At 70.2% G+C, this 20,525-nt stretch carries 21 protein-coding genes and 2 riboswitches; of the genes, 7 read left to right on the top strand and 14 right to left on the bottom strand.

The window, feature by feature from the left end; all coding sequences use genetic code 11:
* Positions 1-9 precede the first annotated feature (9 nt).
* The 3 genes from KZ829_RS19485 to KZ829_RS19495 all read right to left on the bottom strand — a co-directional run bounded on the left by KZ829_RS19485 (position 10) and on the right by KZ829_RS19495 (position 3,660).
* Complete coding sequence (locus tag KZ829_RS19485; protein ID WP_220145331.1) at positions 10-1,038, bottom strand: adenosine deaminase; 1,029 nt, start codon at positions 1,036-1,038, stop codon at positions 10-12.
* A 59-nt stretch (positions 1,039-1,097) separates the two neighbouring features.
* A riboswitch (S-adenosyl-L-homocysteine riboswitch) is annotated at positions 1,098-1,173 on the bottom strand.
* A gap of 37 nt (positions 1,174-1,210) precedes the next feature.
* On the bottom strand, positions 1,211-2,560 hold the full coding sequence (locus KZ829_RS19490) for a M20/M25/M40 family metallo-hydrolase (protein WP_220145332.1): 1,350 nt from the start codon (positions 2,558-2,560) through the stop codon (positions 1,211-1,213).
* A 593-nt stretch (positions 2,561-3,153) separates the two neighbouring features.
* Positions 3,154-3,660, bottom strand: coding sequence for a DUF4240 domain-containing protein (locus KZ829_RS19495; RefSeq protein ID WP_308285575.1), 507 nt, complete (start codon positions 3,658-3,660; stop codon positions 3,154-3,156).
* A 59-nt stretch (positions 3,661-3,719) separates the two neighbouring features.
* Between KZ829_RS19495 and KZ829_RS19500 the strand changes: the two genes are divergently transcribed.
* Entirely contained in the window at positions 3,720-4,232 is a 513-nt protein-coding gene (locus KZ829_RS19500) for a hypothetical protein (RefSeq protein ID WP_246635854.1), read from the top strand.
* Between the two features lie 159 nt (positions 4,233-4,391).
* Here KZ829_RS19500 and KZ829_RS44570 read toward each other — a convergent pair whose 3' ends face one another.
* Both KZ829_RS44570 and KZ829_RS19510 read right to left on the bottom strand, forming a co-directional pair.
* Positions 4,392-4,790: an HflX-like GTP-binding protein gene (locus KZ829_RS44570; RefSeq protein ID WP_220145333.1), complete on the bottom strand. Its 399-nt coding sequence runs from the start codon at positions 4,788-4,790 to the stop codon at positions 4,392-4,394.
* A 52-nt stretch (positions 4,791-4,842) separates the two neighbouring features.
* Positions 4,843-5,727: a class I SAM-dependent methyltransferase gene (locus tag KZ829_RS19510; RefSeq protein WP_246635855.1), complete on the bottom strand. Its 885-nt coding sequence runs from the start codon at positions 5,725-5,727 to the stop codon at positions 4,843-4,845.
* 64 nt (positions 5,728-5,791) lie between these two features.
* On the opposite strand from KZ829_RS19510, the gene KZ829_RS19515 reads away from it, so the two are divergent.
* The 5 genes from KZ829_RS19515 to KZ829_RS19535 all read left to right on the top strand — a co-directional run bounded on the left by KZ829_RS19515 (position 5,792) and on the right by KZ829_RS19535 (position 11,059).
* On the top strand, positions 5,792-6,160 hold the full coding sequence (locus tag KZ829_RS19515; RefSeq protein WP_220145334.1) for a VOC family protein: 369 nt from the start codon (positions 5,792-5,794) through the stop codon (positions 6,158-6,160).
* Between the two features lie 167 nt (positions 6,161-6,327).
* A riboswitch (glycine riboswitch) is annotated at positions 6,328-6,424 on the top strand.
* Positions 6,425-6,550: 126 nt separating this feature from the next.
* Positions 6,551-7,603 carry a glycine cleavage system aminomethyltransferase GcvT gene (gene gcvT, locus KZ829_RS19520; protein ID WP_308285576.1) on the top strand — a complete coding sequence of 351 codons (1,053 nt, stop codon included), beginning with the start codon at positions 6,551-6,553 and terminating at the stop codon, positions 7,601-7,603.
* A 10-nt stretch (positions 7,604-7,613) separates the two neighbouring features.
* Positions 7,614-7,976 carry a glycine cleavage system protein GcvH gene (gene gcvH / locus KZ829_RS19525; protein WP_220145336.1) on the top strand — a complete coding sequence of 121 codons (363 nt, stop codon included), beginning with the start codon at positions 7,614-7,616 and terminating at the stop codon, positions 7,974-7,976.
* Positions 7,973-9,295: an L-serine ammonia-lyase gene (locus tag KZ829_RS19530; RefSeq protein ID WP_220145337.1), complete on the top strand. Its 1,323-nt coding sequence runs from the start codon at positions 7,973-7,975 to the stop codon at positions 9,293-9,295. The genes gcvH and KZ829_RS19530 overlap by 4 nt, the downstream gene beginning before the upstream one ends.
* Positions 9,296-9,400: 105 nt before the next feature.
* Entirely contained in the window at positions 9,401-11,059 is a 1,659-nt protein-coding gene (locus KZ829_RS19535; RefSeq protein WP_220145338.1) for a fused response regulator/phosphatase, read from the top strand.
* A 16-nt stretch (positions 11,060-11,075) separates the two neighbouring features.
* On the opposite strand, the gene KZ829_RS19540 is transcribed toward KZ829_RS19535, so the two are convergent.
* The 6 genes from KZ829_RS19540 to KZ829_RS19565 form a co-directional block, all read right to left on the bottom strand.
* A complete protein-coding gene (locus tag KZ829_RS19540) occupies positions 11,076-11,495 on the bottom strand; it encodes a response regulator (protein ID WP_220145339.1) in 420 nt (139 codons plus the stop codon).
* An 8-nt stretch (positions 11,496-11,503) separates the two neighbouring features.
* A complete protein-coding gene (locus KZ829_RS19545) occupies positions 11,504-13,213 on the bottom strand; it encodes an ATP-binding protein (protein ID WP_246635857.1) in 1,710 nt (569 codons plus the stop codon).
* Between the two features lie 292 nt (positions 13,214-13,505).
* Positions 13,506-14,141 (bottom strand): PAS domain S-box protein, encoded by a 636-nt coding sequence (locus tag KZ829_RS19550; protein WP_220145341.1) that lies wholly within the window; start codon positions 14,139-14,141, stop codon positions 13,506-13,508.
* 136 nt (positions 14,142-14,277) lie between these two features.
* On the bottom strand, positions 14,278-15,306 hold the full coding sequence (locus tag KZ829_RS19555) for a hypothetical protein (protein ID WP_220145342.1): 1,029 nt from the start codon (positions 15,304-15,306) through the stop codon (positions 14,278-14,280).
* Between the two features lie 184 nt (positions 15,307-15,490).
* Positions 15,491-15,928 carry a nitroreductase family deazaflavin-dependent oxidoreductase gene (locus KZ829_RS19560; protein ID WP_204300450.1) on the bottom strand — a complete coding sequence of 146 codons (438 nt, stop codon included), beginning with the start codon at positions 15,926-15,928 and terminating at the stop codon, positions 15,491-15,493.
* A 180-nt stretch (positions 15,929-16,108) separates the two neighbouring features.
* Positions 16,109-17,065, bottom strand: coding sequence for an inositol-3-phosphate synthase (locus KZ829_RS19565; protein ID WP_308285577.1), 957 nt, complete (start codon positions 17,063-17,065; stop codon positions 16,109-16,111).
* Between the two features lie 232 nt (positions 17,066-17,297).
* Here KZ829_RS19565 and KZ829_RS19570 point away from each other — a divergent pair, with 232 nt between their 5' ends.
* Complete coding sequence (locus tag KZ829_RS19570) at positions 17,298-17,963, top strand: hypothetical protein (protein ID WP_220145343.1); 666 nt, start codon at positions 17,298-17,300, stop codon at positions 17,961-17,963.
* Between the two features lie 47 nt (positions 17,964-18,010).
* On the opposite strand, the gene KZ829_RS19575 is transcribed toward KZ829_RS19570, so the two are convergent.
* The 3 genes from KZ829_RS19575 to KZ829_RS19585 all read right to left on the bottom strand — a co-directional run bounded on the left by KZ829_RS19575 (position 18,011) and on the right by KZ829_RS19585 (position 20,493).
* Positions 18,011-18,958, bottom strand: coding sequence for an SDR family NAD(P)-dependent oxidoreductase (locus tag KZ829_RS19575; protein ID WP_220145344.1), 948 nt, complete (start codon positions 18,956-18,958; stop codon positions 18,011-18,013).
* Between the two features lie 39 nt (positions 18,959-18,997).
* A complete protein-coding gene (locus tag KZ829_RS19580) occupies positions 18,998-19,330 on the bottom strand; it encodes a TM2 domain-containing protein (RefSeq protein WP_246635858.1) in 333 nt (110 codons plus the stop codon).
* Between the two features lie 92 nt (positions 19,331-19,422).
* Positions 19,423-20,493: an alkene reductase gene (locus KZ829_RS19585; RefSeq protein ID WP_220145345.1), complete on the bottom strand. Its 1,071-nt coding sequence runs from the start codon at positions 20,491-20,493 to the stop codon at positions 19,423-19,425.
* Positions 20,494-20,525 lie beyond the last annotated feature (32 nt).

The following is a 20,525-nucleotide window of genomic DNA, read 5'->3' on the forward strand; positions in this document are numbered from 1 at the left end:
GCGGCGCCGTCACGGTTTCCGGTGGGTGACATAGGTGTCGATCTCGGCCAGGAGTGCGGCCTTGCCGGGGGCGTCGAGGAAGGAGTGGCGCACCGCCTGCCGGGACAGTTCGGCGACGCCGTGTTCGTCGAGGCCGAGCAGGCCGGCGGCCACCTGGTACTCACGGTCGAGGGTGGTGGAGAACATCGGCGGGTCGTCGGAGTTGATGGTCACCGGCACGCCGGCGGCCACCAGCGCGGGCAGCGGATGCTCGGCGAGCGACGGCACCGACCGGGTGCACACGTTGGAGGTCGGGCACACCTCCAGCGCGATGGCGTGCTCGGCCAGGTAGGCCATCAGCTCCGGATCCTGGGCGGCGGCGATGCCGTGGCCGATGCGTTCCGCGCCGAGTTCCCGGACCGCCTCCCAGATGCTCTGCGGGCCGGTCGATTCGCCGGCGTGCGGCACGCTGTGCAGCCCGGCCGCCCGGGCGGCGGCGAAGTGTCCGGCGAACCGGGCGCGTGACACCCCGGCTTCCGGGCCGCCGAGCCCGAAGCTGATCAGCCCCTCCGGGCGGTGTTTGAGCGCGATCTCGAGTGTCGCGTCGGCGGCCCGTTCCCAGGGCGGCCCGGGAATGTCGAAGCACCAGCGCAGCTCGATGCCGTGGTCGCGGGCGGCCCGGCGGCGGGCGTCCTCCACCGCTTCGCAGTACGCCTCGGCCGGGATGCCGCGTTCGATGGACGAGTAGGGGCTGAGGGTGACCTCGGCGTACCGGACCGACTGGGCGGCGAGGCTCGCGCCGATGTCGTAGGTGAGCATCGCGACGTCCTCGGCGTCGCGGATCAGGTCCACCACCGACAGGTACACCTCGATGAAGTGCGGGAAGTCGGTGAACGTGAAGTATTCGGCGAGCAGTGCCGGGTCGGCCGGCACCGACGTCCTGCCGGCGTGCCGTTCGGCCAGGCGGGCCACGGTCTGCGGCGATGCGGAGCCGACGTGGTGGACGTGCAGTTCCACCTTGGGCAGGTCGGCGATGAAGTCGGTCAGGTCCCGTGCCATGACGTCCGTCCCTCACGGTGCGTGTCGTCCACCGGGGACCCGTGGCGCGGGCGACCTCCCGGTGGGAGGCGCCCTTACGACCAGGCGCGAGCCGAGCGTGGCGGATGTCCATCCGTCGCAGCGCCTCTCGGCCCGCACCCGGACGCTATCAGGGAAACGCCCGCGGCGAGGGTCAGGAGGACGGTTTCGGGGCGGCGACCGGGCTGCGGTGGCCGGTCGTGTCGACCGCTCGTACGCCGAAGAAGACGTTGTCCTTGGAGAGGTCGACGGTGACCGTGTCGACCTTGCCGACCGGCAGGGTGTGCTGCCAGTCGGGGGCGGTCGTCTCGCGCCACACCAGTTCGTAGCCGGCCAGGTCCGGTTCGGTGCCGAGCTGCCAGCGCAGGGTGGTGTCGTTGGTGAGCCGGGTGGTGTCGATGACGACGCCCTTCGGGGTGCCGGGCGCCTGGGCGAGCGACCAGAGGGCGGCGGCGTTGACCCGGGTCACGCGGGCGATGTAGGCGAAATCGCAGAACTCGGGCAGGTCGCCGTACTGGATGCCGTTCTCCACCCGTACATCCTGGTGTTCGTGGTTGAAGTTTTCTCGTGGCTCGGTGAAGCGGGCGGCGGGATAGCCGCGCAGCAGGAACGAGATGTGGTCGCTGCCGCGCAGGTAGCGGTCGCGGCGCCAGATGACGCGGACGTTCGTTCCGTCGGGTTCGGCGTCCTTGACGAAGCGGCCGAGCTGGCGGGACGGGCCGTCGTTCTCGCCGCCGACGCTGCGGCGGACGTTGGCTTCGGCGGCGGTCTCCGAGGTGGGTACGCCTTCGACGAACAGCCGGACGGTACGCGGGTCGTTGCGGGTGCCGTCGTGGGCGTCACCGGTGCCGACGATGTCGTTGCTGAACATGCCCTGGATGTCGGCGCCGGCGTCCCTGTACCGCTGGGCCATGTGGTCGGAGCCGTAGAGTCCCTGTTCCTCACCGGCGACCGCCGCGAAAACGAGAGTCGCCTCCGGTTGCCGGGTGGCCAGCACCCGGGCCAGTTCCATGATCACCGCCACGCCGGAGGCGTCGTCGTCGGCGCCCGGGGCGTCCTTGACCGCGTCCATGACGTCGGTGACCCGCGAGTCGTAGTGGCCGGTGACGACGTAGACGCGTTCCGGGGTGACGCTGCCGCGCAGGGTGGCGATCACGTTGGTGATCCGGGTCGGCGCCGGAACCCGGGGTGAGACCGGCTGGATGAACGACTGCTGCTCGACGGTCATCCGGCCGCCGCTGGCGGCGGCATACCCCTGCAACTCGGCGAAGATCCAGTCGCGGGCCGCGCCGATGCCGCGGTTCGGGTCGTCCTGCACCGACAGGGTGTGCCGGGTGCCGAAGGAGACCAGTTCGCGGACGATCGCCTCGATCCGCCGGTGGTCGATCTCGCGGAGGATCCGTCGCAGCTCGCGGTCGGGGGCGGAGGCTGCGGCCGTGCCGGGGACGGCGACGCCGGCGGCTGTCGCCGCGCCCGCCACCAGGATCGTGCGTCTCGTGGACATGCGCCTCACTCTTCCCCGCCAGGCCGCACATATCCACGCTTATCGATGTCTTGCCTCCGAAGGGCCGGCGTGGTCACCGACGGCCTCGGGACATCCGTAGGGCGGTTCCCCGCCACACGTCACGCACTTCACGCAAAGAGGCCTTTCTGGTCGAGATCCGCGTTTCGCTTCCAGCTTTTCCTTTGTACGCGTGTCCTCGTCCCGTTCCTATCAGGGCCGTTCCGCCGGCTCGGCCCCTCTCGCTGCCCACTCCCGCCTGCGCCGCCCCCGCCGGGCGCAGATCGGTCGGACACCCTCGCATGTGCTGCCGCTCGCTCCGGGTGGGTGGTCGCGGTGGTGCTCGCCAGGCATGCTGTGGCCCCATCCCGACTCGCCGGCGATCTTGGTCGATGGCAGCTGTCGGGCCGATCTTGATTCCTGGTTGCTATCCGGCGGAAGATCATCGTCCATGATCTATTTCACCTGGAAGACCTTGGGTGATCGGATACATCCGGATGACCACGATCGCTCAAGATCGCGCTGTTCGACGACTGCTCAAGATCTACATTGATGCTTGCGGATGGCCCGAGTGGCCGGCGGTGACCGGGCCGACTCTAGTCCAGGATGATGTTCAGGCGCGGGAAGCGGCGGCGCACCTCGTCATCGTCGTCGAAGTCCCAGAACTCGGGCAGCGCCGGATAGTCCGCCCGGTCCGGCAGTGCCTCGCCGGTGCGCTCCCAGTGGACGAGGTTGGCGACGCCGAACATCTCCTCCGACTCGAGATCCTGCCCTGCCTGGACTGCCGGCACGCCGGCGAGGGTGTCCGGATCGGCGACGGCCCGCTCGAAGACCTCCCGGCCCTGCGACATCAGCCAGCCGCGGAAGTACTCGAAGCCGTCGTCCGAACATCCGCCGTTGATCAGATAGGCGGCACCCCACAGATCCACCCGGTAGGAACGCGCCCGCAGCTCCCACTCGGCCCGCGCCAGCTCGGCCACCTCCTCCAGCGGCAGCTCGTCGAGCAGCCGCCGCGCCCGCTCACCCACCTGATCACCGTCCGACGGGTCCTCGACCGAGGCCCGGGCCGCATCCACCAGGTTCCAGAATCCGTCCACGCTCACCCCGCGATGATCTCAAAAACCCTTGGCGGTACGGGGGTATCGGCTGCCAGGGTGGGCGGATGGTGACCGTTCAGCGGGTACGGGTGCGCTGGGGCCCCGCGTCCCGCGGCGCGGCACAGGCGAACGCCCGCCGCGGCCTGGACCGTCCGGTGCTTCTACCCGATCCACTGCCGCCCGGCGAGGTGGTCGCCCACGAGGTGCTGTTCGACGAAGCGACCGGCTACCGCCCGCACGACGAGGTGCTGGCGGACAGTGAGCGGGACCCGGGCGTGCGGCTGATGCGCCGTGACGGGCGGCTGATCGTCTCGCGCTCGGCCGGTGGGTGCGTCGCCTACCCACGCCGGATGCCGGCGTCGCGCCTGTTCACGCTGGCGCCGGGCGAGGTCGGCCGGTACCGGGCCAACTTCCGTCTCCTCGTCACCACCTGCCCCTGCAATCCGAGCTGGTACTACGAGAGCTGGAGCGTCCACATCAGCAACGGCCCGGTGGACCCCACCCGTTTCCGGCACGGCCCGGTCGATCACGACGTCGACCACCGCGTCAGCCTGTACGGCTCTTCTCAGCGCCGGTGAGTCCATCGGTCGCCGTCCTGTGCGGGACAGCCCTGGCGGGATCGCCGGTGCAGCGGCTCACCGGAATGGCTGCTGCTGGGGCCGGATGACGCGCTCACCAACCGTGCGGCCCCGGCGATCAGCCTGACCGGACTGGTGGGCGGATGGCGGCAGGTCCGGTCAGTCATGCCTCAGGTCGTCGGCGGTGAGGACGGGGCAGCCGAGGAGGCGGGGCAGGACGGTTCGCTGGGTGGGCGTCAACGGGTTCACGAAGATCGCGGCGGCCACGTCGGCCGTCCGGCAGGCCTCGGCGATCTCGCGGACCTTGCCGTGGGTCATCAGCGTGCGGCGGGAGAAGGGCTCCGACATGCGGGCCGCGCCGCCGGGGCGTTCGTTCCAGCGGTCGGAGGCGCCGCGCCGCTGCACGAACCGGGCCACCACACGGCTGCCGCGGGACTCGGCCAGGGTGGCGAGTTCGTCGAGTCGTTCCTCGTAGCGCTTGTCCCTGGCCGAGAACAGACCGGCGACCACGACGGCGGCACCGTCGAGCGGGTCGTCGATGCTGCGGTACTGCTTCACGCCGACATGGTGGCCTCCGCCGCGAAACGGGGCCAGCGATTTCCGGTCCCGTTCAGGGATGGAGGCGTGCCCGGGTGCAGCGGGTCACGTACGGCATGGTGATCTCGTCACGGCCGCGGGTGGTCGGATGGGTGTCGAGGAGGTCCTCCACGCCGGCCAGCAGGTCGCGGCGCTCCGGCTCGGACAGGACGATCACGTAGCTGCGGGAGGCGACCATGTCCAGCAGCGCCTGCCGGTTCAGGGTGTGCCGCCAGCGGATCTCGGTGCGTTCGAGGCCGGCGAACGGCGTACCGATGACGGGGTTGGTGTCGATCTCCTGGCGGGTGTGCTGGTGAAGGATGTTGTCGAGGAGGGCGATCCACTCCTCGGTGTGGTCGCGGATGTTCCAGAGGAGGCTGAGCGTGCCGCCGGGGCGCAGCACGCGGGCCGCCTCGGGGATCGCGCGGGCCGGGTCGACCCAGTGCCAGGCCTGGGCGGCGACGACGGCGTCCACGTCGGCGTCGGGAAGCGGGATCCGTTCGGCGGTGCCGTCGAAGATCGCGGCCTTGGGGGCGACGGCGGCGAGCTGGTCGCGCATCTCGGCGGACGGTTCGACGGCGACCACGTCGAGACCGGCCTCGATCAGCAGCTGGGTGAGCTTTCCGGTACCCGCGCCCAGGTCGAGGACGCGGCGGGCCGGGCGGGGGACGGACCATTCGACGGCGGAGCGCGGGTAGGGCGGGCGGCCGCGATGATAGGCGTCGGCGGCGCTGCCGAAGGAGCCGGCGTGCAGTGTCCTGGACCAGCGGCGGGTGGCGCCCTGCCGGGTCATGCCGCAGGCTTTGCCGATCTCGTCCCAGCTGGCGGCGTGTTCCCGCCGGAGCCGGTTGATGATCTGGGTGCGGCGCGCCTCCGCCTCGGCGATCGTCTCGGTGAGGCGGCGTAGTTCATCCAACATGGGAGCAACATACGTTGCCTTTCCCTTCGAGAGCAACGAATGTTGCCTACCTAGGATCGGGTTCATGGCGGTCATCGCGCAGATCTCCCTCGGTGTCCAGGATTGCGAACGGGCCGGAGCCTTCTGGATGCGGGCTCTCGGGTACGTGCGCCGCCCACCCCGCTGGGCCGGTGACGACTGGATCGTGATCGAGCCGCCGCCCGGTGTCGCCGGCGCGCCGATCGCCATGGATCGGAGCGAGACCCCGATCCAGGAGCAGCCGCGGATCCATTTCGACATCCGGGCCGACGGTGACCTCGAGGCCGAGGTGGACCGTCTGCTGATGCTCGGCGCGCAGCGGGTGGACTGGCCCTACTACCCGGAGCCGAACGATCGGGAGCCCCCGTTCGTGGTGCTGGCCGACACCGAGGGCAACCGGTTCTGCGTCCAGTAGCGCTTCCACGGGCCGACCAGGAACTCCACGAGCATGGTCTCGATGATCCGTGCGAAGCCCTCGTCCCCGGCGCTACAGGCCCCGGTTCCGCAGCCACGGCTGCCCCGGCTTGACCGTCCCGTCGGGGGCCGGATAGGTTCGCGAACACAACCGAAAACTTCGCCGCTGCAACCGTCGCGGGAGAGTCCCCACCCCTGGTGGCGGGGCGCCGAAGGAGCAACTTCTCCCTCAGAATCTCTCAGGCTCAGGTACCGCGACCGGTCAGGCGACTCTGGAAAGTCGGTCCGCCGCCAGCGGTCCGCGCCCACGGTGCAAACCGCCTCGGCGGTGAACCTCTCAGGCCCCATGACAGAGCGAGGGAGGCCGACCCGCTATCGAGGAGCCTCCTTCGTGAGACGCACCGCGCTGTTCGACGTCCATTCCCGCCTGGGCGCGGCCTTCACCGATTTCGCCGGCTGGTCGATGCCGCTGCGCTACGGCAGTGATCTGGCCGAGCACCACACCGTCCGGGACGGCGCGGGCCTGTTCGATCTGAGCCACATGGGCCGGATCCGGGTGTCCGGCGATCCCGCTTTCCTCGACTGGGCGCTGGTCGGCCGGATGTCGGCGGTGAAGGTGGGCCGCGCCAAGTACACGATGCTGTGCCACACCAACGGCGGGGTCCTCGACGACCTGGTGGTCTACCGGCTGGCCGAGCGGGAGTTCATGGTGGTGGCGAACGCGGCCAACGCCGCGGTGGTGCGGGCCATGCTGGGTGAGCATTCCAACGGGTACGACGTACGCGTCGTCGGCGAACAGCCCGGTGTCCTGATCGCGGTGCAGGGCCCGATGTCGCTGGACGTGCTCGGCACCGGCGCCGACCTGCCCTATTACGGCATCCGCCCGGACCGGCTGGACGGCCGGGAGGTGCTGCTGGCCCGTACCGGCTACACGGGCGAGGACGGTTTCGAGATCTACTGCTCGGCCGGCGACGCTGCGGCGATCTGGGAGTGGGCGGCCGCCCGCGGGGCCCGTCCGTGCGGGCTGGCCTGCCGGGACACGTTGCGCCTGGAGGCCGGGATGCCCCTGTACGGCCACGAGCTGTCGGTGCGCTCGACCCCGTTCCATGCCGGTCTGGGCCGGGTGGTGGCTCTGGACAAGCCGGACTTCGTGGGCGCCGCGGCGCTGCGGTCGGTGGCCGCCGCGGGTCCGGAGACGCTGCTCGCCGGGCTGGTGACCGAGGGCCGCCGGGCGCCCCGGGCCGGTTACCGGGTGCTGCACGAGGGCACGGATGTGGGTGTGGTGACCAGTGGCGCCCTCTCCCCCACGCTCGGCCATCCGGTGGCGATGGCCCAGGTGACGGCCGCTCTGGCCGAACCGGGAACGAAACTCGCCGTCGACATCCGCGGCACCCGGGTCGACGCCGAGGTCGTCGCCCTGCCCTTCTACCGCCGTACCCGCTGAGGAGCCGACCATGATCCCCGAGAACCTGCGCTACAGCCGTGACCACGAGTGGCTGACCGAGGGCTCGCCGGCGACGGTCGGTGTGACGGCGTTCGCCGCCGACGCGCTCGGCGATGTCGTGTTCGTCGAGCTTCCGGAGCCGGGCACGCTGGTCAAGGCCGGTGACCCGTGCGGCGAGATCGAGTCGACGAAGTCGGTGAGCGAGGTCTACGCCCCCGCCGACGGCGAGATCATCGAGGTCAACGTCACCCTGAGCGACGAGCCCGGCCTGATCAACACCGATCCGTACGGCGCGGGCTGGCTGTTCAGGCTCCGCGTGACCGGCGACCCGGAGCTACTGGACGCGGCCGGCTACACGACGCTCGTGTCATGACGGTCTCGGTCTTCGACCTGTTCTCCGTCGGGATCGGGCCGTCCAGTTCGCACACGGTCGGCCCGATGCGGGCGGCACGCATGTTCGCCGACCGTCTGGCCGGTGCCGACGGGGTGACGCGGGTACGGGCCGAGTTGTTCGGCTCGCTGGGCGCCACCGGTCACGGGCACGGCACGCCGAAGGCGGTGCTGCTGGGGCTCACCGGCGCCGATCCGGAGACGGTCGACGTGACGACCGCCGACGAGCGGGCCGCCCGCATCCACGCCGAGGGCCGGCTGCCGCTGCCGCACGGTCCGGTGGTCGAGGTGGATCTGGTTCTGCACCGGCGGCGGACGCTGCCGGAGCATCCCAACGGGATGACCTTCGCCGCCTTCGGCGCCGACGGCACGGAGCTGCTGGCCAAGACCTATTTCTCGGTCGGCGGCGGCTTCGTGCTCCCCCAGCACCATTCCGGCGTACGGGATTCGCACACGCGTATTCCGTACGCCTTCTCGTCGGGTGCGGAACTGTTGTCGCTCACCCGGACCACCGGTTTGTCGATCGCGCGGCTGATGCTGGCGAACGAGGCCGCCTCGCGGCCGGAGGCGGAGGTCCGCGCCGGGCTGCTGGACATCTGGCAGGTGATGCGCGACTGTGTGGCGGCCGGCCTGGACGCCGAGGGCGTGCTGCCCGGCAGCTTGAAGGTGCGCCGCCGGGCGGCCGGGATCGCCCGGCAGCTGCGGGCGTCGGGTCATCGTGACGAGCTGGCGATGGAGTGGCTGACCGTCTACGCGATGGCGGTGAACGAGGAGAACGCGGCCGGCGGCCGGGTGGTGACCGCGCCGACGAACGGTGCGGCCGGGATCATTCCGGCGGTGCTGCACTACTCGGGTGCGCAGGGCGACGACGTGGTGCGGTTCCTGTTGACGGCGGGTGCGATCGGCCTGTTGTTCAAGGAGAACGCGTCGATCTCGGGCGCCGAGGTGGGCTGTCAGGGCGAGGTGGGCTCGGCGTGCGCGATGGCGGCGGCCGGGCTGGCCGAGGTGCTCGGCGGCACCCCGGAGCAGGTGGAGAACGCCGCCGAGATCGGCATGGAACACAACCTGGGCCTCACCTGCGACCCGGTCGGCGGCCTCGTGCAGATCCCGTGCATCGAGCGCAACGGCATGGCCGCGGTCAAGGCGGTCACCGCCGCGAAGATGGCGCTGCGCGGCGACGGCCGCCACCACGTCTCCCTCGACAAGGTCATCAAGACCATGAAGGAGACCGGCGCCGACATGAAGATCAAGTACAAGGAGACGGCCCGGGGCGGACTGGCGGTCAACGTCATCGAGTGCTGAGCCCCGGAGACGGACGGCGGGTGCGTTTTCCAGGACCGGGATGCCTCATTCTGTTCGATGTCCATTGAAATTGGCCGCAGCTGGACTTCTCGTGATGGGAGATCGATGTCGACGGTGATGGTTGTCGATGACGACCCGGTCTGCCGGGACTTCCTGCGCACGTTGCTGAACTACCGTGGGCATCAGACCTGTGAGGCCGCTGACGGCGGCACCGCGTTGTCACTGGCGTACCGGCGCCCGCCGGATGCGGTGATCACCGATGTCATGATGCCGCATCTCGACGGCTACGAACTGGCTCGCCTGCTGCGTGCCCAGCCGGCGACCCGCCACATACCGATCGCGTTCAGCACCGCACACTACGGCCACGACGAGATCGAGCCGATGGCCCGTGCCTGCGGCGTCCGGGATGTCATCTTCAAACCGGCGCAACCGGGCATGGTGCTGGCGACGATCGACGCCCTTCTGGGTTCCGGGAGCGTCGCGGAGCAGGCAGCCGGGCTCGCCGGATCGGTCGACGCGGCCGGGGGCGTGTCGCTGGGCCGGCAACCCGTGTGCCCGGCCGACGATCTGACCGACCATTGGCGGAACCTGGTCACGGACTGCGCTGACCGGCTGGCGGAGACTCATCGGCTCACCCGGTCCGGCATGTGGGATCTGGACCCGGATTCCGGCATGATCGTGCTGTCGACCGGCTTGTGCGACCTGCTCCGGCTTCCGTCCGCCAGGGTGGGCCTCGACCAGTTGCGGCAGCGTGTGCATCCGGACGATCTCGCCAGGTTGCTGACCATCGCCGGGAAGGTCTGGCGGACGGGTGAATCCGACCGGACCGAGATCCGCGTCGCGGCCATGGACGGCGTCGTCCATGAACTGATCGTGTCGTGCCGGGCGACCACGCCGGGGCGGCGGGCCGGGGAGGCGCCGCGGACCATGCGGGGGGTCGCCCAGGATGTCACCCAGATCCGCCATGCCCAGCGCGCCGGCCAGCAGGCGCAGGCGCAGTGGGATGCGGAGCGCCGCGCCGCCGACGCGTTCCACCGGGCCGTGTTGCCCAGGGAGCTGCCCGCGGCGCCCGGTGTGGAGCTGGGCGCGATCTATCTGGCCGCCCCCGAACGGCTGGACATCGGCACCGGCTGGTACGACGTCCAGCAGGTCGACGGCGGCCGGATCCTGCTGTCGGTCGGTGAGGTGGCCGGCCACGACCAGCCGGCCGCGGCGGCGATCGCCTCGATCCTCGCGGCGCTACGGGCGTACGCCCACGAGGATCCCGATCCGGGCCGCCTGCTGACCCGGCTCAACCGGCTGCTGATCGCCAGTCTTCCGGGCGACACGTTCGCCACCGCTGTCGTCGCGATCTACGATCCGGAGACCGGCCTTCTGTGTCTGGCGAACGCCGGCCACCCCGTACCCCTGCTGCTTCTGCCCGGCGAAACCGGCGATCCGGCGGTCGTCGCGCTGCGGCGGGAAGATCCGGCGCTGGGAGTCTTTCCGGACGCGGAGTTCTCCGGGCAGCACCTGGCCATGGCCGCGGGTACGGTGCTGTGCGCGTACACCGACGGTTTGATCGACCGTCACAGCGGTCCGCAGGCGTCCGATGCGCGACGGCTGCCGCAGGTCGCCGTGCGGGCGTTCGGTGAGCTGGCGGCTGACCGCTCGTGGCCGCTGCCGGACGCCCAGGAGCTGGCCGAGCGGATCGTCCGGGAGATGCTCGGGGGAGACTCGCCCGATGACGACGTCTGCCTCGCCGTTCTCTGGGTGTCCGGGTAGGCCGCCGGACGACGGGTCAGCGCCGGCCCGCTCCGAGCGAGTGGTCCACGAGCCGGAGCAGGTCCTCGATGTCGTACGGCTTGGTCAGGCAGCACAGCGCTCCCTGGGCCAGGACCCGTTGGTGGACGGCGTCGTCGGTCTCGCCGCTGACCACGATCACCGGAATGGCCCGGGTGGCCGGTTCGGCCCGGAGCCGGGTGAGCACCTGTTCCCCGCTGATGTCGGGCAGGGTGAGGTCGAGCAGCACCAGGTCGGGGTGAAGCCGGGCGGCGCTGTCCAGTCCGGTACGGCCGTCCGGCGCGGAGTCGAACACCACGGCCGGGCGGCTGCTGAGGATGCGTTCGACGAGGATGGTGTTGATGGCGCTGTCTTCGATGTAGAGCACGGTGCCGGCCACCGTGGCGTTCTCGGGATTCCCGGGCTGGTCGACTGACACCGGATACCTCAATTCGTTGCGGTCGAAGCGGTACGGGCGTCCAGCACGGCGCGGACCTTCTGGGTGATTCCGGTGGCCGTGTAGGGCTTCTCCAGGAAGGCGACGGTCGGGTCGTCCGGGTTGAGGGTGAGCACGCCGCGGGTGTGCGCGGACGTGAAGATCACCGGTAGGCCCGGCCGCATGGCGGTGATCCGGTCGGCCAGTTGCCGGCCGTTCATGCCCGGCATGATGACGTCGGTGACCAGCAGACTGATGTCCGGGTTCCCGCGAACGATCTTGAGGGCCTGGCGGCCGTCGGCGCCGGACAGGACGTGATATCCGGCGGTTCGCAGAATCCGTTCGGTGAGCATCCGTACGGCGGCATCGTCCTCGATGAACAGGATCGTCTCGGTCCCGGTCGCCAGCTCCTGCGGCATGGGCTGGGCGGGGATGTCGACGGTCGGCGCCGTGGTGATGGGCAGGTGCACCTCGATGACGGTGCCTCGTCCCGGTTCCGAGTCCACTCGGATGTGCCCGTCGGCCTGGGCCACTATGCCGTACACGGTGGACATGCCCAGACCTGTGCCTTTGCCCTGCTCCTTGGTGGTGAAGAACGGCTCGAAGATCCGGGCGGCCACCTCGGCGGACATGCCGTCACCGGTGTCGGCGACGGTGATCAGAGCGTATTCTCCGGGCCGGCCGCCCAGCTGGGTGGCCTGCTCGGGGCCGACGTCGACGTGGTCGGTGGCGATGGTCAGAATGCCGCCGCCGGGCATCGCGTCACGGGCGTTGACGGCCAGGTTGACGATCACCTGCTCCAGCTGGCCGGGATCGGCTCGAACCGGCAACGACGGCACTGCGGTCGTCACCGCCAGCTCGATGTCCTCGCGGATGAGCCGGTGCAGCATCTCCTCGAGTCCGGTGACCAGGCCCACGACGTTCACCACCCGTACCTCGGTGGCCTGGGTCTGGGAGAAGGCCAGCAGTTGCCGGGTCAGCGCCCCGGCCCGGGTCGCCGCTTCCCTGATCATGGTGAGGTCGCGGGAGGACGCCTCGTCGGCCCGGGCCATCAGCAGGGCCGCGTAGCCGTCGATGACGGTCAGCAGGTTGTTGAAGTCGTGCGCCACCCCGCCGGCGAGCTGGCCCACCGCGTCCAGCTTCTGCGCCTGGCGTAGCTGTGCCTCGACGTTCTTCTGCTCGGTCACGTCGGCGACCATGGCGAGGACACCGTGGTCGCCGGCCCGCGCCGTCAACGCGATCTGCGCCCACATCACCCGGCCGCCGTCGCGGAGCAGCCCGACCTCGAGCCGGCGGGTTCCGCCTTCCAGGGCCCCGGCCAGCTCTCGCTCGGCGACCTGCCGGTCCGCCTCGGCCACCAGGTCCACCACGGCCGTTCCCGGCAGCCCGGCGGCCGGCCGGCCCAGCATCTCGGCGAACCGGCTGTTGGCATAACCGATCCGGCCGTCGCCGTCGAGGAGCAGCACACCTTCGCTGGTGGTCTCCACGATGCCGCGGTAGCGCTCCTCACTGGCACGCAGCGTCGCCTCCGCTGCCTGCCGCAGCCGGAGATCCTCGAACACCGCGGCGCCGCGCACCAGAGCCGGAAACCGGCCGCGTAACGTCCAGTACCACACCGCGACCGCGGCGGTCGCGAGGTCCCAGCCGACGTTGAAACTCGATCCGAACGCATGGCGCATGGCGATCCCCGAATGCGTTCCCCAGCCGAAATAGGGAAGCATGAGGTGCACCGTATGTGAGCCGTGGTGCACCGCACAGCTGAAGAAGATCGCCGCGGTCGCCAGGCCGAGTGGATTTCTGCGCCATTGCCGGGCGCGCCATAATCCTCGTCCGATAGCAAGCGAGATCGCCAGATAGGCGACGAGAATAATCGCGTTGGCCAAGGCGGCCAGTTGCCAGGGCTCCACGGTTCACACACCATCCGACCGCATCGATCGGCCAATGCCAAACCATATCCACAGGCGAGCGCGATCGGCTATCGCTCGATCGAGGTACGCCCATTCCCCGCGATCGTCAGGATTCCGCCGGGCGGGACAGGTCGTTGATCAGGTCCAGCAGGTGCCGGGCGCTCTGCCGTACGAGTTCGAGCTGGCGTTCCTGTTCGTCGTTGAGTGGTCCGGGAAGGCGCAGGAGCAGCGTGCCGGTGAAGCCGATGACGGCCTGCAAGGGGGTACGCAACTCGTGGCTGGTGCCGGCGGGCAGGACGACCCGGGCGCGGTCCGCCTTCTCCGGCCCGGCGGCGCCACGAACGTCACGGGAGATGGCGGCGACACCGACGATCCTGCCGGTGTCGTCGGCGATGGGCGAGACACTCAGCCGGACCGTGATGGTGCTCCCGTCCCGGTGGATCCGCTCGGTCACGTACTGGTCGAGCCGTTCGCCGCCGGCGACCTGGCGGAGAACAGCCGCCTCGCCGGCCCGGCACCAGTGCGGATAGAGCCTGTCGGCACGCCTGCCGATGATCTCTTCGGCGTGGTAACCGTAGAGACGTTCGGCCGCCCGATTCCAGGCGGTCACCACACCGTCGAGCGTTCCGCCGACAATCGCATCGTGCGAAGAACGCACGATATCCGCGAGCCGGATGTCCTCTCCGTCGACCGGTTTCTCCGGGCTTGCGGGCCGGCCGAAGTCTTCGTCGGGAGTGGTCATAAAGGGATCCGCCAGAGGCGTTCTCGCGGCAGGGCCGGTGGAATGACCATGCGACAAAACCTTTCGCTGAGTTAACCGGCAATTCTCGGCGAATACGCTAGCCCGCCGGCTTTCGTCGGCACAAGCTCCTTCAAGATCACCTCAGGATCAGGTGAATGCCGGATCCGAGATGGTTGACGACGTCGGCCAGGTCGGGTTCGCCGATCAGCAGCCGGGCCGAGAGTTCGGCGCCGGTCGTCTCCAGGGGCTGTGCGCGGCTCCAGCGCCACACGGACGCGAGGTCATCGCCGGCGCGCTGCCAGCGGCTGGTGGCGTCCATCTGGCGCACGAAGTCGACCTTGGCAGGCGGTAGCGACAGGATCGTGTCGATGGGCTCGAATCGTCCGGCCCGATAGCGGTCGCCGTCCTCGCGGGCCAGGATGCCGGCGGCCGCCATGAACGTGAGCACGTCCCGCTTCCGGCGTACCGGCGGCACGCCGAGCTGGGCGGCGTAGGCGTCGATCTTCGCGCCGGCGGGCAGCGGGTCGTCCATCCAGCCCGGTGGGAACAGGTGCGGCACCACGTGCCAGGCCTGCACCTGGTCGGCGGTGACCGGCCCGCCGTGCGCCCCGGCCGCGTTGATCACGACATAGAGCACGGACATCACGTCGTACGGCAGCATGGCGTGCCAGCCGTCGTTGCGGGGCCCGATCGCCGGGGTGCCGCGGGCCAGCCAGACCGGCGGTTCGACATTCCTGTCCGGCCAGAACCCGATCCGCCAGTCGTACCGGTGCTCGCCGGCGGTGTGGGCGGGCCGCCGGCGAACCCGGGCGCGGAACCACTCCTCGTACCCGATCTCGAAGTCGACGGGCCCGACGCCACCGGTCAGGGTGGTCAGCGACAGCCCACCGGAACTGGACCGGTAGGGCGTCTCCATGACGTCCGCCCAGTCGGCGTGGTCCTGGGGCGGGGCCGTGTCGTGCAGTTCGAGGACCACGCGGTGAACCCCGTCGCCGGGCGCCTGCCCGGTGAGCCAGCCACCTCCGGCCCCTGCCAGGGTGCCGGTCGGCTCGTCCCCCCGATCCCGGTGGCGCGGAAGGTCCGGTTCCTCGTCGCTCCACTCGACGCTGGTGTCACGCAGCACGAGAAGGCTGTACTCCGGCAGGTAGTCATCCTGTTCGAACACCCGTACAATGCCCACGACCCGGCAACTTACCCGAACACCGCGACCCGCGCTGGCCCGCCAGCGTCTGGCAATCTTGGACGCTTTCCCACCGGATCGGGTGCCGAAGCGCCCATGATCGCGCCTCCCGCCGCCTCGGTCTCGCACGTTGTCCCGCGGCTACGGGAAGATGGCGGTGCTGGGGCGGTCAGCGGGTGATGATGCGGAAGACCGGGAAGCCGGGGGCGGCGGCCACGATGTCGGCCTCGGGTGAGTCGGCTTTCAGGCCGTCGAAGAAGGCGCCCGTCTCCCACGCCCATTTGCGCAGGTAGAGGCGGATCAGTGGCGGCTTGGCGGCATCCTCGACCTCGACCGCGGTGAACGGTTCGGTGCGGCGACCGAGGCGGAGCTCCCCTTCACCGGCAGCGCGCAGATTGCGTACCCATTGGGTGTGTCCTCGCGGCGCGAGCAGATAGCGCTCGCCCTCGTGGGTGAAGAGATTGACCACCGTCGTGCGGACTTCGCCGCTCTTGCGGCCCCGGACGGCCAGGACGCGGCTGCCGAGCAGGCTGATCCCCCGGGCGGTGAGCCACTTGGCGAAGTCGTTGAACAGGTTGCCGGCGCTCTTGGGTGCCAGGTATCGCATGACGCCTCCCGCATTTTTGAGAGCACCGCTCTCGCTTGAGAACAGTGAACAGCAAACACCCGCTCACCGTCAAGAGCAGTGCTCTCATATAAGAGCATCTGTCGGAATCAACGATGGTGCGAACGGCGTCAAGCCGTCCCGGCTGGCGAGCGTGCCGTCAAGTCCAGGCGACGCGGTCGCTCAGACCGCCGTTCCGGGCGGCGATTTCAGCAACGACGCCACCTCGGTGGGATAGCCGCCACGGCCGGCCCGCTTCGCGGACGCGGCAAGACGTACCAGATCAATGTTGACGCCGGCGGCTCCGCTCGGGTCATGCACTTTCAGATGTACGTCCAGATTGACGGAAGCCTCGCCCCACCCTTGCGCCTCAATGTTGATGTGGGCAACCTTCTGCGACCCGAGGTGCGGCAGGTAGCCCAGTGGCGCCATCTGCACCCGGTCCGATCCGAGGGCGTTGAGTTTCGACTGCTTCTTCGTGCTGGGGTTCTCGACGAGGTTGCGGAAGTCCTCCGTGCCGCCGAGGTTGACCTGATAGGAGCTGATCAGGGTGAGCCCGCGCTCCTCCAGCAGCCGCAGCAGCGCCCGGTGCACCACCGATGACCCGAACTGGCTGGCCAGGTCGTCCCCGATCAACGGAAGCCCGGCCGCCTCGAACCGCCCGAGCAGCTCCGGATCCCGCGCGACCGGGTCGGCGGTCGTGTTGATGAACGCCGCACCCGCCCGCAGCGCGGCCTCGGCGTAGGCGAGCGCCGTCGCAGGACGTCCGCTGGGCGCCGAGTAGAGCACCACCTCGACGTCCTTGATCGCCGCGGCGACGTCCTCGATCCCGTCCGCATCGGTCAGTCCCCGCCGCACCGCTACTCCGGCCGGAGCGAGATCCGCCTCCAATGGCCCGAAGTTGTTGGGCGCCTGGAAGATCGCCTCATGCAGATCGCGGCCCACCTTCGCCTCCGACATCGCGAAGGCCGCGACGATGTCGATGTCACCGACGCCGAAGCCGCCGATCTCCGGTTGCCGGACCCGACCAGCGTCCCGGTACTCCGGTGCAGGCTGATCCCCTGTACGAGTGCCGACGTGTTGTTCCCGACTCCGACGATGGCCAGCCTGATGTTCTCGATCATGGCCGCGACGGTACACATACGCATCGACAGATCCCTTGATCAAATACTTGTCCCGGTCCTGTCAGTCCACACGGGAGTTCCGCATGAAAGCCGACGAAGCCGCCCCGCACCATTGTTCGCCCCGCCCGCCGAGGCAGCTGCGGCACGGATTCACGGTGGCTTGTGTCGGATGCGGACAGGAATTCGACACGCCCGGTTCGGACCCGGTGTCGGGCGAGTCCGGGTGGATCGAGGCTTTCCTGTACACGATGGGTGCCCGGATCCACGAGGTTACGGTCACGTGGCTCGCCGACCCCGGTGAACCGGTCGACGCCGGCACGCGGGGCCTCATCGCCGAGACCGGCCGGCTCCTGGCCGCCGCCGTGCACGACCGGGCCGGCGTCGAGGTGTTCACCCTCTGCCGCTGGCTACGCGACGCCGCCCAGGGCACCGCCCTGCACGGCCGCCTCGGCGCGCTACCCGGCCACGGCACCCTGGCGAACCTGTACGCCGTGGACGACCGGATCGAGTACCGCGAGCCGGTGCCGCCCCGGCCCGGCCCGTACGGGTCGACGGCGATGGACATCGGGCTCGCGGCCGCCGAGATCATCGGCGGTGGCATTGCCGGGAACGCGGCGTACGAGATGGTCAAGGCCTCGATCTCCAGCTTCTGGAAGCGGGACCGGAGGGTCACCGAAGAACCGACACCACCGCTGACCCGGGCCGAGGCCCTGGCCATGGCAGTCGCCCTGATCGACACCGAGTGGCCGGAGCTGGCCGAACCGGCGCCACCGCCGTTCATCCGGGCCGAGGAGCGCACCGAGTCCGGCACCTGGCGTTTCGTCCTCGACCACCCCGGCCAGGTCTTCACCGTCCTGGTACCGGCGGGCCGCCCCGACCCGTCTCACCTGACGGTCAGCCGCTACGTGGGCTGAGTCCGATCGGCTCAGCGGTTCAGGTACCCGATGACCAGACGCCCCACTCACCCGTCCGTGACCTGGTGGGCGCTGCCCGCCAGCCATTCGCCGAGGCGGCGGCGGAGCCGGCCGCGCCGGTATCCGCCGTGCACCGCCCCGGTCGGCGGCGCGTCGAACAGCGATCCCCGGCTGGCCGGCGCCGCCGTGGGACCGGTCACCAGTCTCATGCTCCACTGGGCCACCGCCGCCTCGGTGGCACGCGGCGCCAGCCGGGAGGCGACCAGCGCCAGGTGGGAGACCACTCCGGTGGTCGCCTGCCGGCGTGGGCGGCGGGCGCAGGCGAGGATCGTGGCGGCGACACGCTCCGGCGCGTACGCCGGTGGAATGGCCCGCAGCCGGCGGCCCGTGTGGTTGGCGGCCCGCACGAAGAACGGCGTGTCGATCGGCCCGGGCAGCACGAGACTCACGTGGATCCGGCGGTTCCCGGCGACCGCCTGCCGCAGGTTGAGCGCCAGGCCGCGGATCGCGAACTTGCTCATCGAGTACAGCGGCACCATCGGGTTCGGGAACAGCGACAGCAGCGACCCGACCATCACCAGTGTGCCGTGGCCCTGGGCCTGGAAGGTGGTGATGGCGGCGCGGGCGCACAGCGTGGTGCCGAAGACGTTCGTGTCGATGAGGCGCCGGATCTCGTCCACCGACTCCGAGCCCAGGGGCCCGGCGATGCCGACGGCCGCCGCCTCGATCCAGGTGTCGATCCGCCCGTATCGCCGTACCGCGGATGAGGCCAGCCGTTCGACCGCGTCCGGATCGGCGATGTCGGTCGGTACCACCAGCACCTCCGCGCCGCGCGCCCGGCACTGCTGTTCCACCTCGGCCAGCGCCTCGCCGCTGCGCGAGGCGAGGACCAGCCTCGCTCCCTCGGCGGCTAGTGCCAGCGCGGTGGCACGGCCGACCCCGCTCGACGCTCCGGTGACCAGCACCACGGAGTCACGCAATCGACGCCCGGTCATCACACCTCCCGTGAAGCTAGTCAGGACGCGATCAACCGTCTACCCACCGAGGCGGCGTTCACTCCCGAACGCGACGTCGATGATCCCGTGCCGGGCCATGACGGCGGCGCGGCGGGCACGGTTCACCGCGCGGACCCGGCCGCGAATGAGGAACAGGTCGATCAGCGTCCACACGCCGAGGCCACCGAGGGTGAACAGCATCGCGATCGACCGCCCGGTGTCGCCCAGATAGAAGCGGTGACCGCCGAAGATCCCCGAGAAGACCCAGATGAGGTACGCCACGCGCACTTCTTTCTTCACCGATTCGTACTCGGATTCGGCCCGCAGAACGCTGATCCGCTCCCATTCGGGAAGGGCCCTGCTCTCCGTCAATTCCACCTCGTCTCGCCGGTACGCGGCCCCAGTGTCGCAGCACACCCCCGGGGTGCCCTGGCAGAGGGAGCACCCCGGCAGCGGAGAAGAGGTCAGGCGGACAGGGACGGGTAGTCGATGTAGCCGGTGTGATCGCCGCCGAACGCCTTGCCGTAGTCCGGGGTGTTGTAGGGCCCGCCGGCCGCGAGCCGCGCCGGCAGGTCCGGGTTGGCGATGAAGAGCCCGCCGTAGGAGAGCAGGTCGGTGGTGCCGTCCTCGATGAGGGCGAGCTCCTGCGGCCCGGTGTACCGCGGGAGGGTGGCCGGGTTCAGGATGAACGTGCCCGGCCACTGCGCGCGCAGCCGCCGGGTGAGTTCGCGGTCGCCGCTCTCGACCAGGTGCAGGTAGGCGAGCCCGAGCGGCGCGAGCCGGGAGACGAGGGCCGGGTAGATCTCGCCGGTATCGGTCTCGGTGATGTCGTTGTACGGGTTGTTCGGCGACAGCCGGATGCCGAGCTTGTCGGCGCCGATGGCCGCGGCGATCGCGGTGGCCACCTCGACGGCGAACCGGATCCGGCCCTCGGTCGTGCCGCCCCAGCCGTCGGTGCGCTGGTTCGCGTTGTCGGACAGGAACTGGTGGACCAGGTAGCCGTTGGCGCCGTGGATCTCCACCCCGTCGAAGCCGGCGGCGATGGCGTTGCGGGCGGCGGACGCGAAGTCGGCGATGGTGCCGGCGATCTCCGCCTCGGTCAGCTCGTGCGGGGTGACGAGGTCCTGCATGCCGTTGTGGGTGTGCACCTGCCCGGAGGCCCGGACGGCGGACGGCGCCACCGGGATCAGATCGTCCGGGAGCAGGCTGGGATGGCCGATCCGGCCGCTGTGCATGAGCTGCGCGAAGATCACCCCGCCTTCGGCGTGTACGGCGTCGGTGACCCTACGCCAGGCGGTGACCTGCTCCTCGCTGTGCAGGCCGGGCGTGTCGGTGTAGCCCTGGCCGACCACCGACGGCTGGATGCCTTCGCTGACGATGAGCCCGGCCGTGGCGCGCTGGGCGTAGTAGGTGGCGTTCAGGTCGGTCGGGCTGTTGCCGGGGCCGTGGGCGCGGCTGCGGGTCATGGGCGCCATCACGATGCGGTTGGCCAGCTTGGTGCCGGCGAGGTCGTAGGCGTCGAATGCGTTGGTCATGGGACTGCCCTCCAGAGAAAGTTCGTGGCGCG

Origin of the sequence: Actinoplanes hulinensis, from assembly GCF_019429605.1 — a bacterium.
GTDB lineage: Bacteria > Actinomycetota > Actinomycetes > Mycobacteriales > Micromonosporaceae > Actinoplanes > Actinoplanes campanulatus.

What these genes read in the sequence shown, in the direction of transcription:
- KZ829_RS19570 (WP_220145343.1), top strand. Translation starts at nt 17,298, where the DNA reads ATGGGTGCCCGGATCCACGAGGTTACGGTCACGTGGCTCGCCGACCCC.
- KZ829_RS19550 (WP_220145341.1), bottom strand. Translation starts at nt 14,141, where the DNA reads ATGACCACTCCCGACGAAGACTTCGGCCGGCCCGCAAGCCCGGAGAAA.
- KZ829_RS19490 (WP_220145332.1), bottom strand. Translation starts at nt 2,560, where the DNA reads ATGTCCACGAGACGCACGATCCTGGTGGCGGGCGCGGCGACAGCCGCC.
- KZ829_RS19560 (WP_204300450.1), bottom strand. Translation starts at nt 15,928, where the DNA reads ATGCGATACCTGGCACCCAAGAGCGCCGGCAACCTGTTCAACGACTTC.
- KZ829_RS19535 (WP_220145338.1), top strand. Translation starts at nt 9,401, where the DNA reads ATGTCGACGGTGATGGTTGTCGATGACGACCCGGTCTGCCGGGACTTC.
- KZ829_RS19585 (WP_220145345.1), bottom strand. Translation starts at nt 20,493, where the DNA reads ATGACCAACGCATTCGACGCCTACGACCTCGCCGGCACCAAGCTGGCC.
- KZ829_RS19485 (WP_220145331.1), bottom strand. Translation starts at nt 1,038, where the DNA reads ATGGCACGGGACCTGACCGACTTCATCGCCGACCTGCCCAAGGTGGAA.
- KZ829_RS19515 (WP_220145334.1), top strand. Translation starts at nt 5,792, where the DNA reads ATGGCGGTCATCGCGCAGATCTCCCTCGGTGTCCAGGATTGCGAACGG.
- KZ829_RS19575 (WP_220145344.1), bottom strand. Translation starts at nt 18,958, where the DNA reads ATGACCGGGCGTCGATTGCGTGACTCCGTGGTGCTGGTCACCGGAGCG.
- KZ829_RS19545 (WP_246635857.1), bottom strand. Translation starts at nt 13,213, where the DNA reads ATGCTTCCCTATTTCGGCTGGGGAACGCATTCGGGGATCGCCATGCGC.
- gcvH (WP_220145336.1), top strand. Translation starts at nt 7,614, where the DNA reads ATGATCCCCGAGAACCTGCGCTACAGCCGTGACCACGAGTGGCTGACC.
- KZ829_RS19530 (WP_220145337.1), top strand. Translation starts at nt 7,973, where the DNA reads ATGACGGTCTCGGTCTTCGACCTGTTCTCCGTCGGGATCGGGCCGTCC.
- KZ829_RS19510 (WP_246635855.1), bottom strand. Translation starts at nt 5,727, where the DNA reads ATGTTGGATGAACTACGCCGCCTCACCGAGACGATCGCCGAGGCGGAG.
- KZ829_RS19500 (WP_246635854.1), top strand. Translation starts at nt 3,720, where the DNA reads ATGGTGACCGTTCAGCGGGTACGGGTGCGCTGGGGCCCCGCGTCCCGC.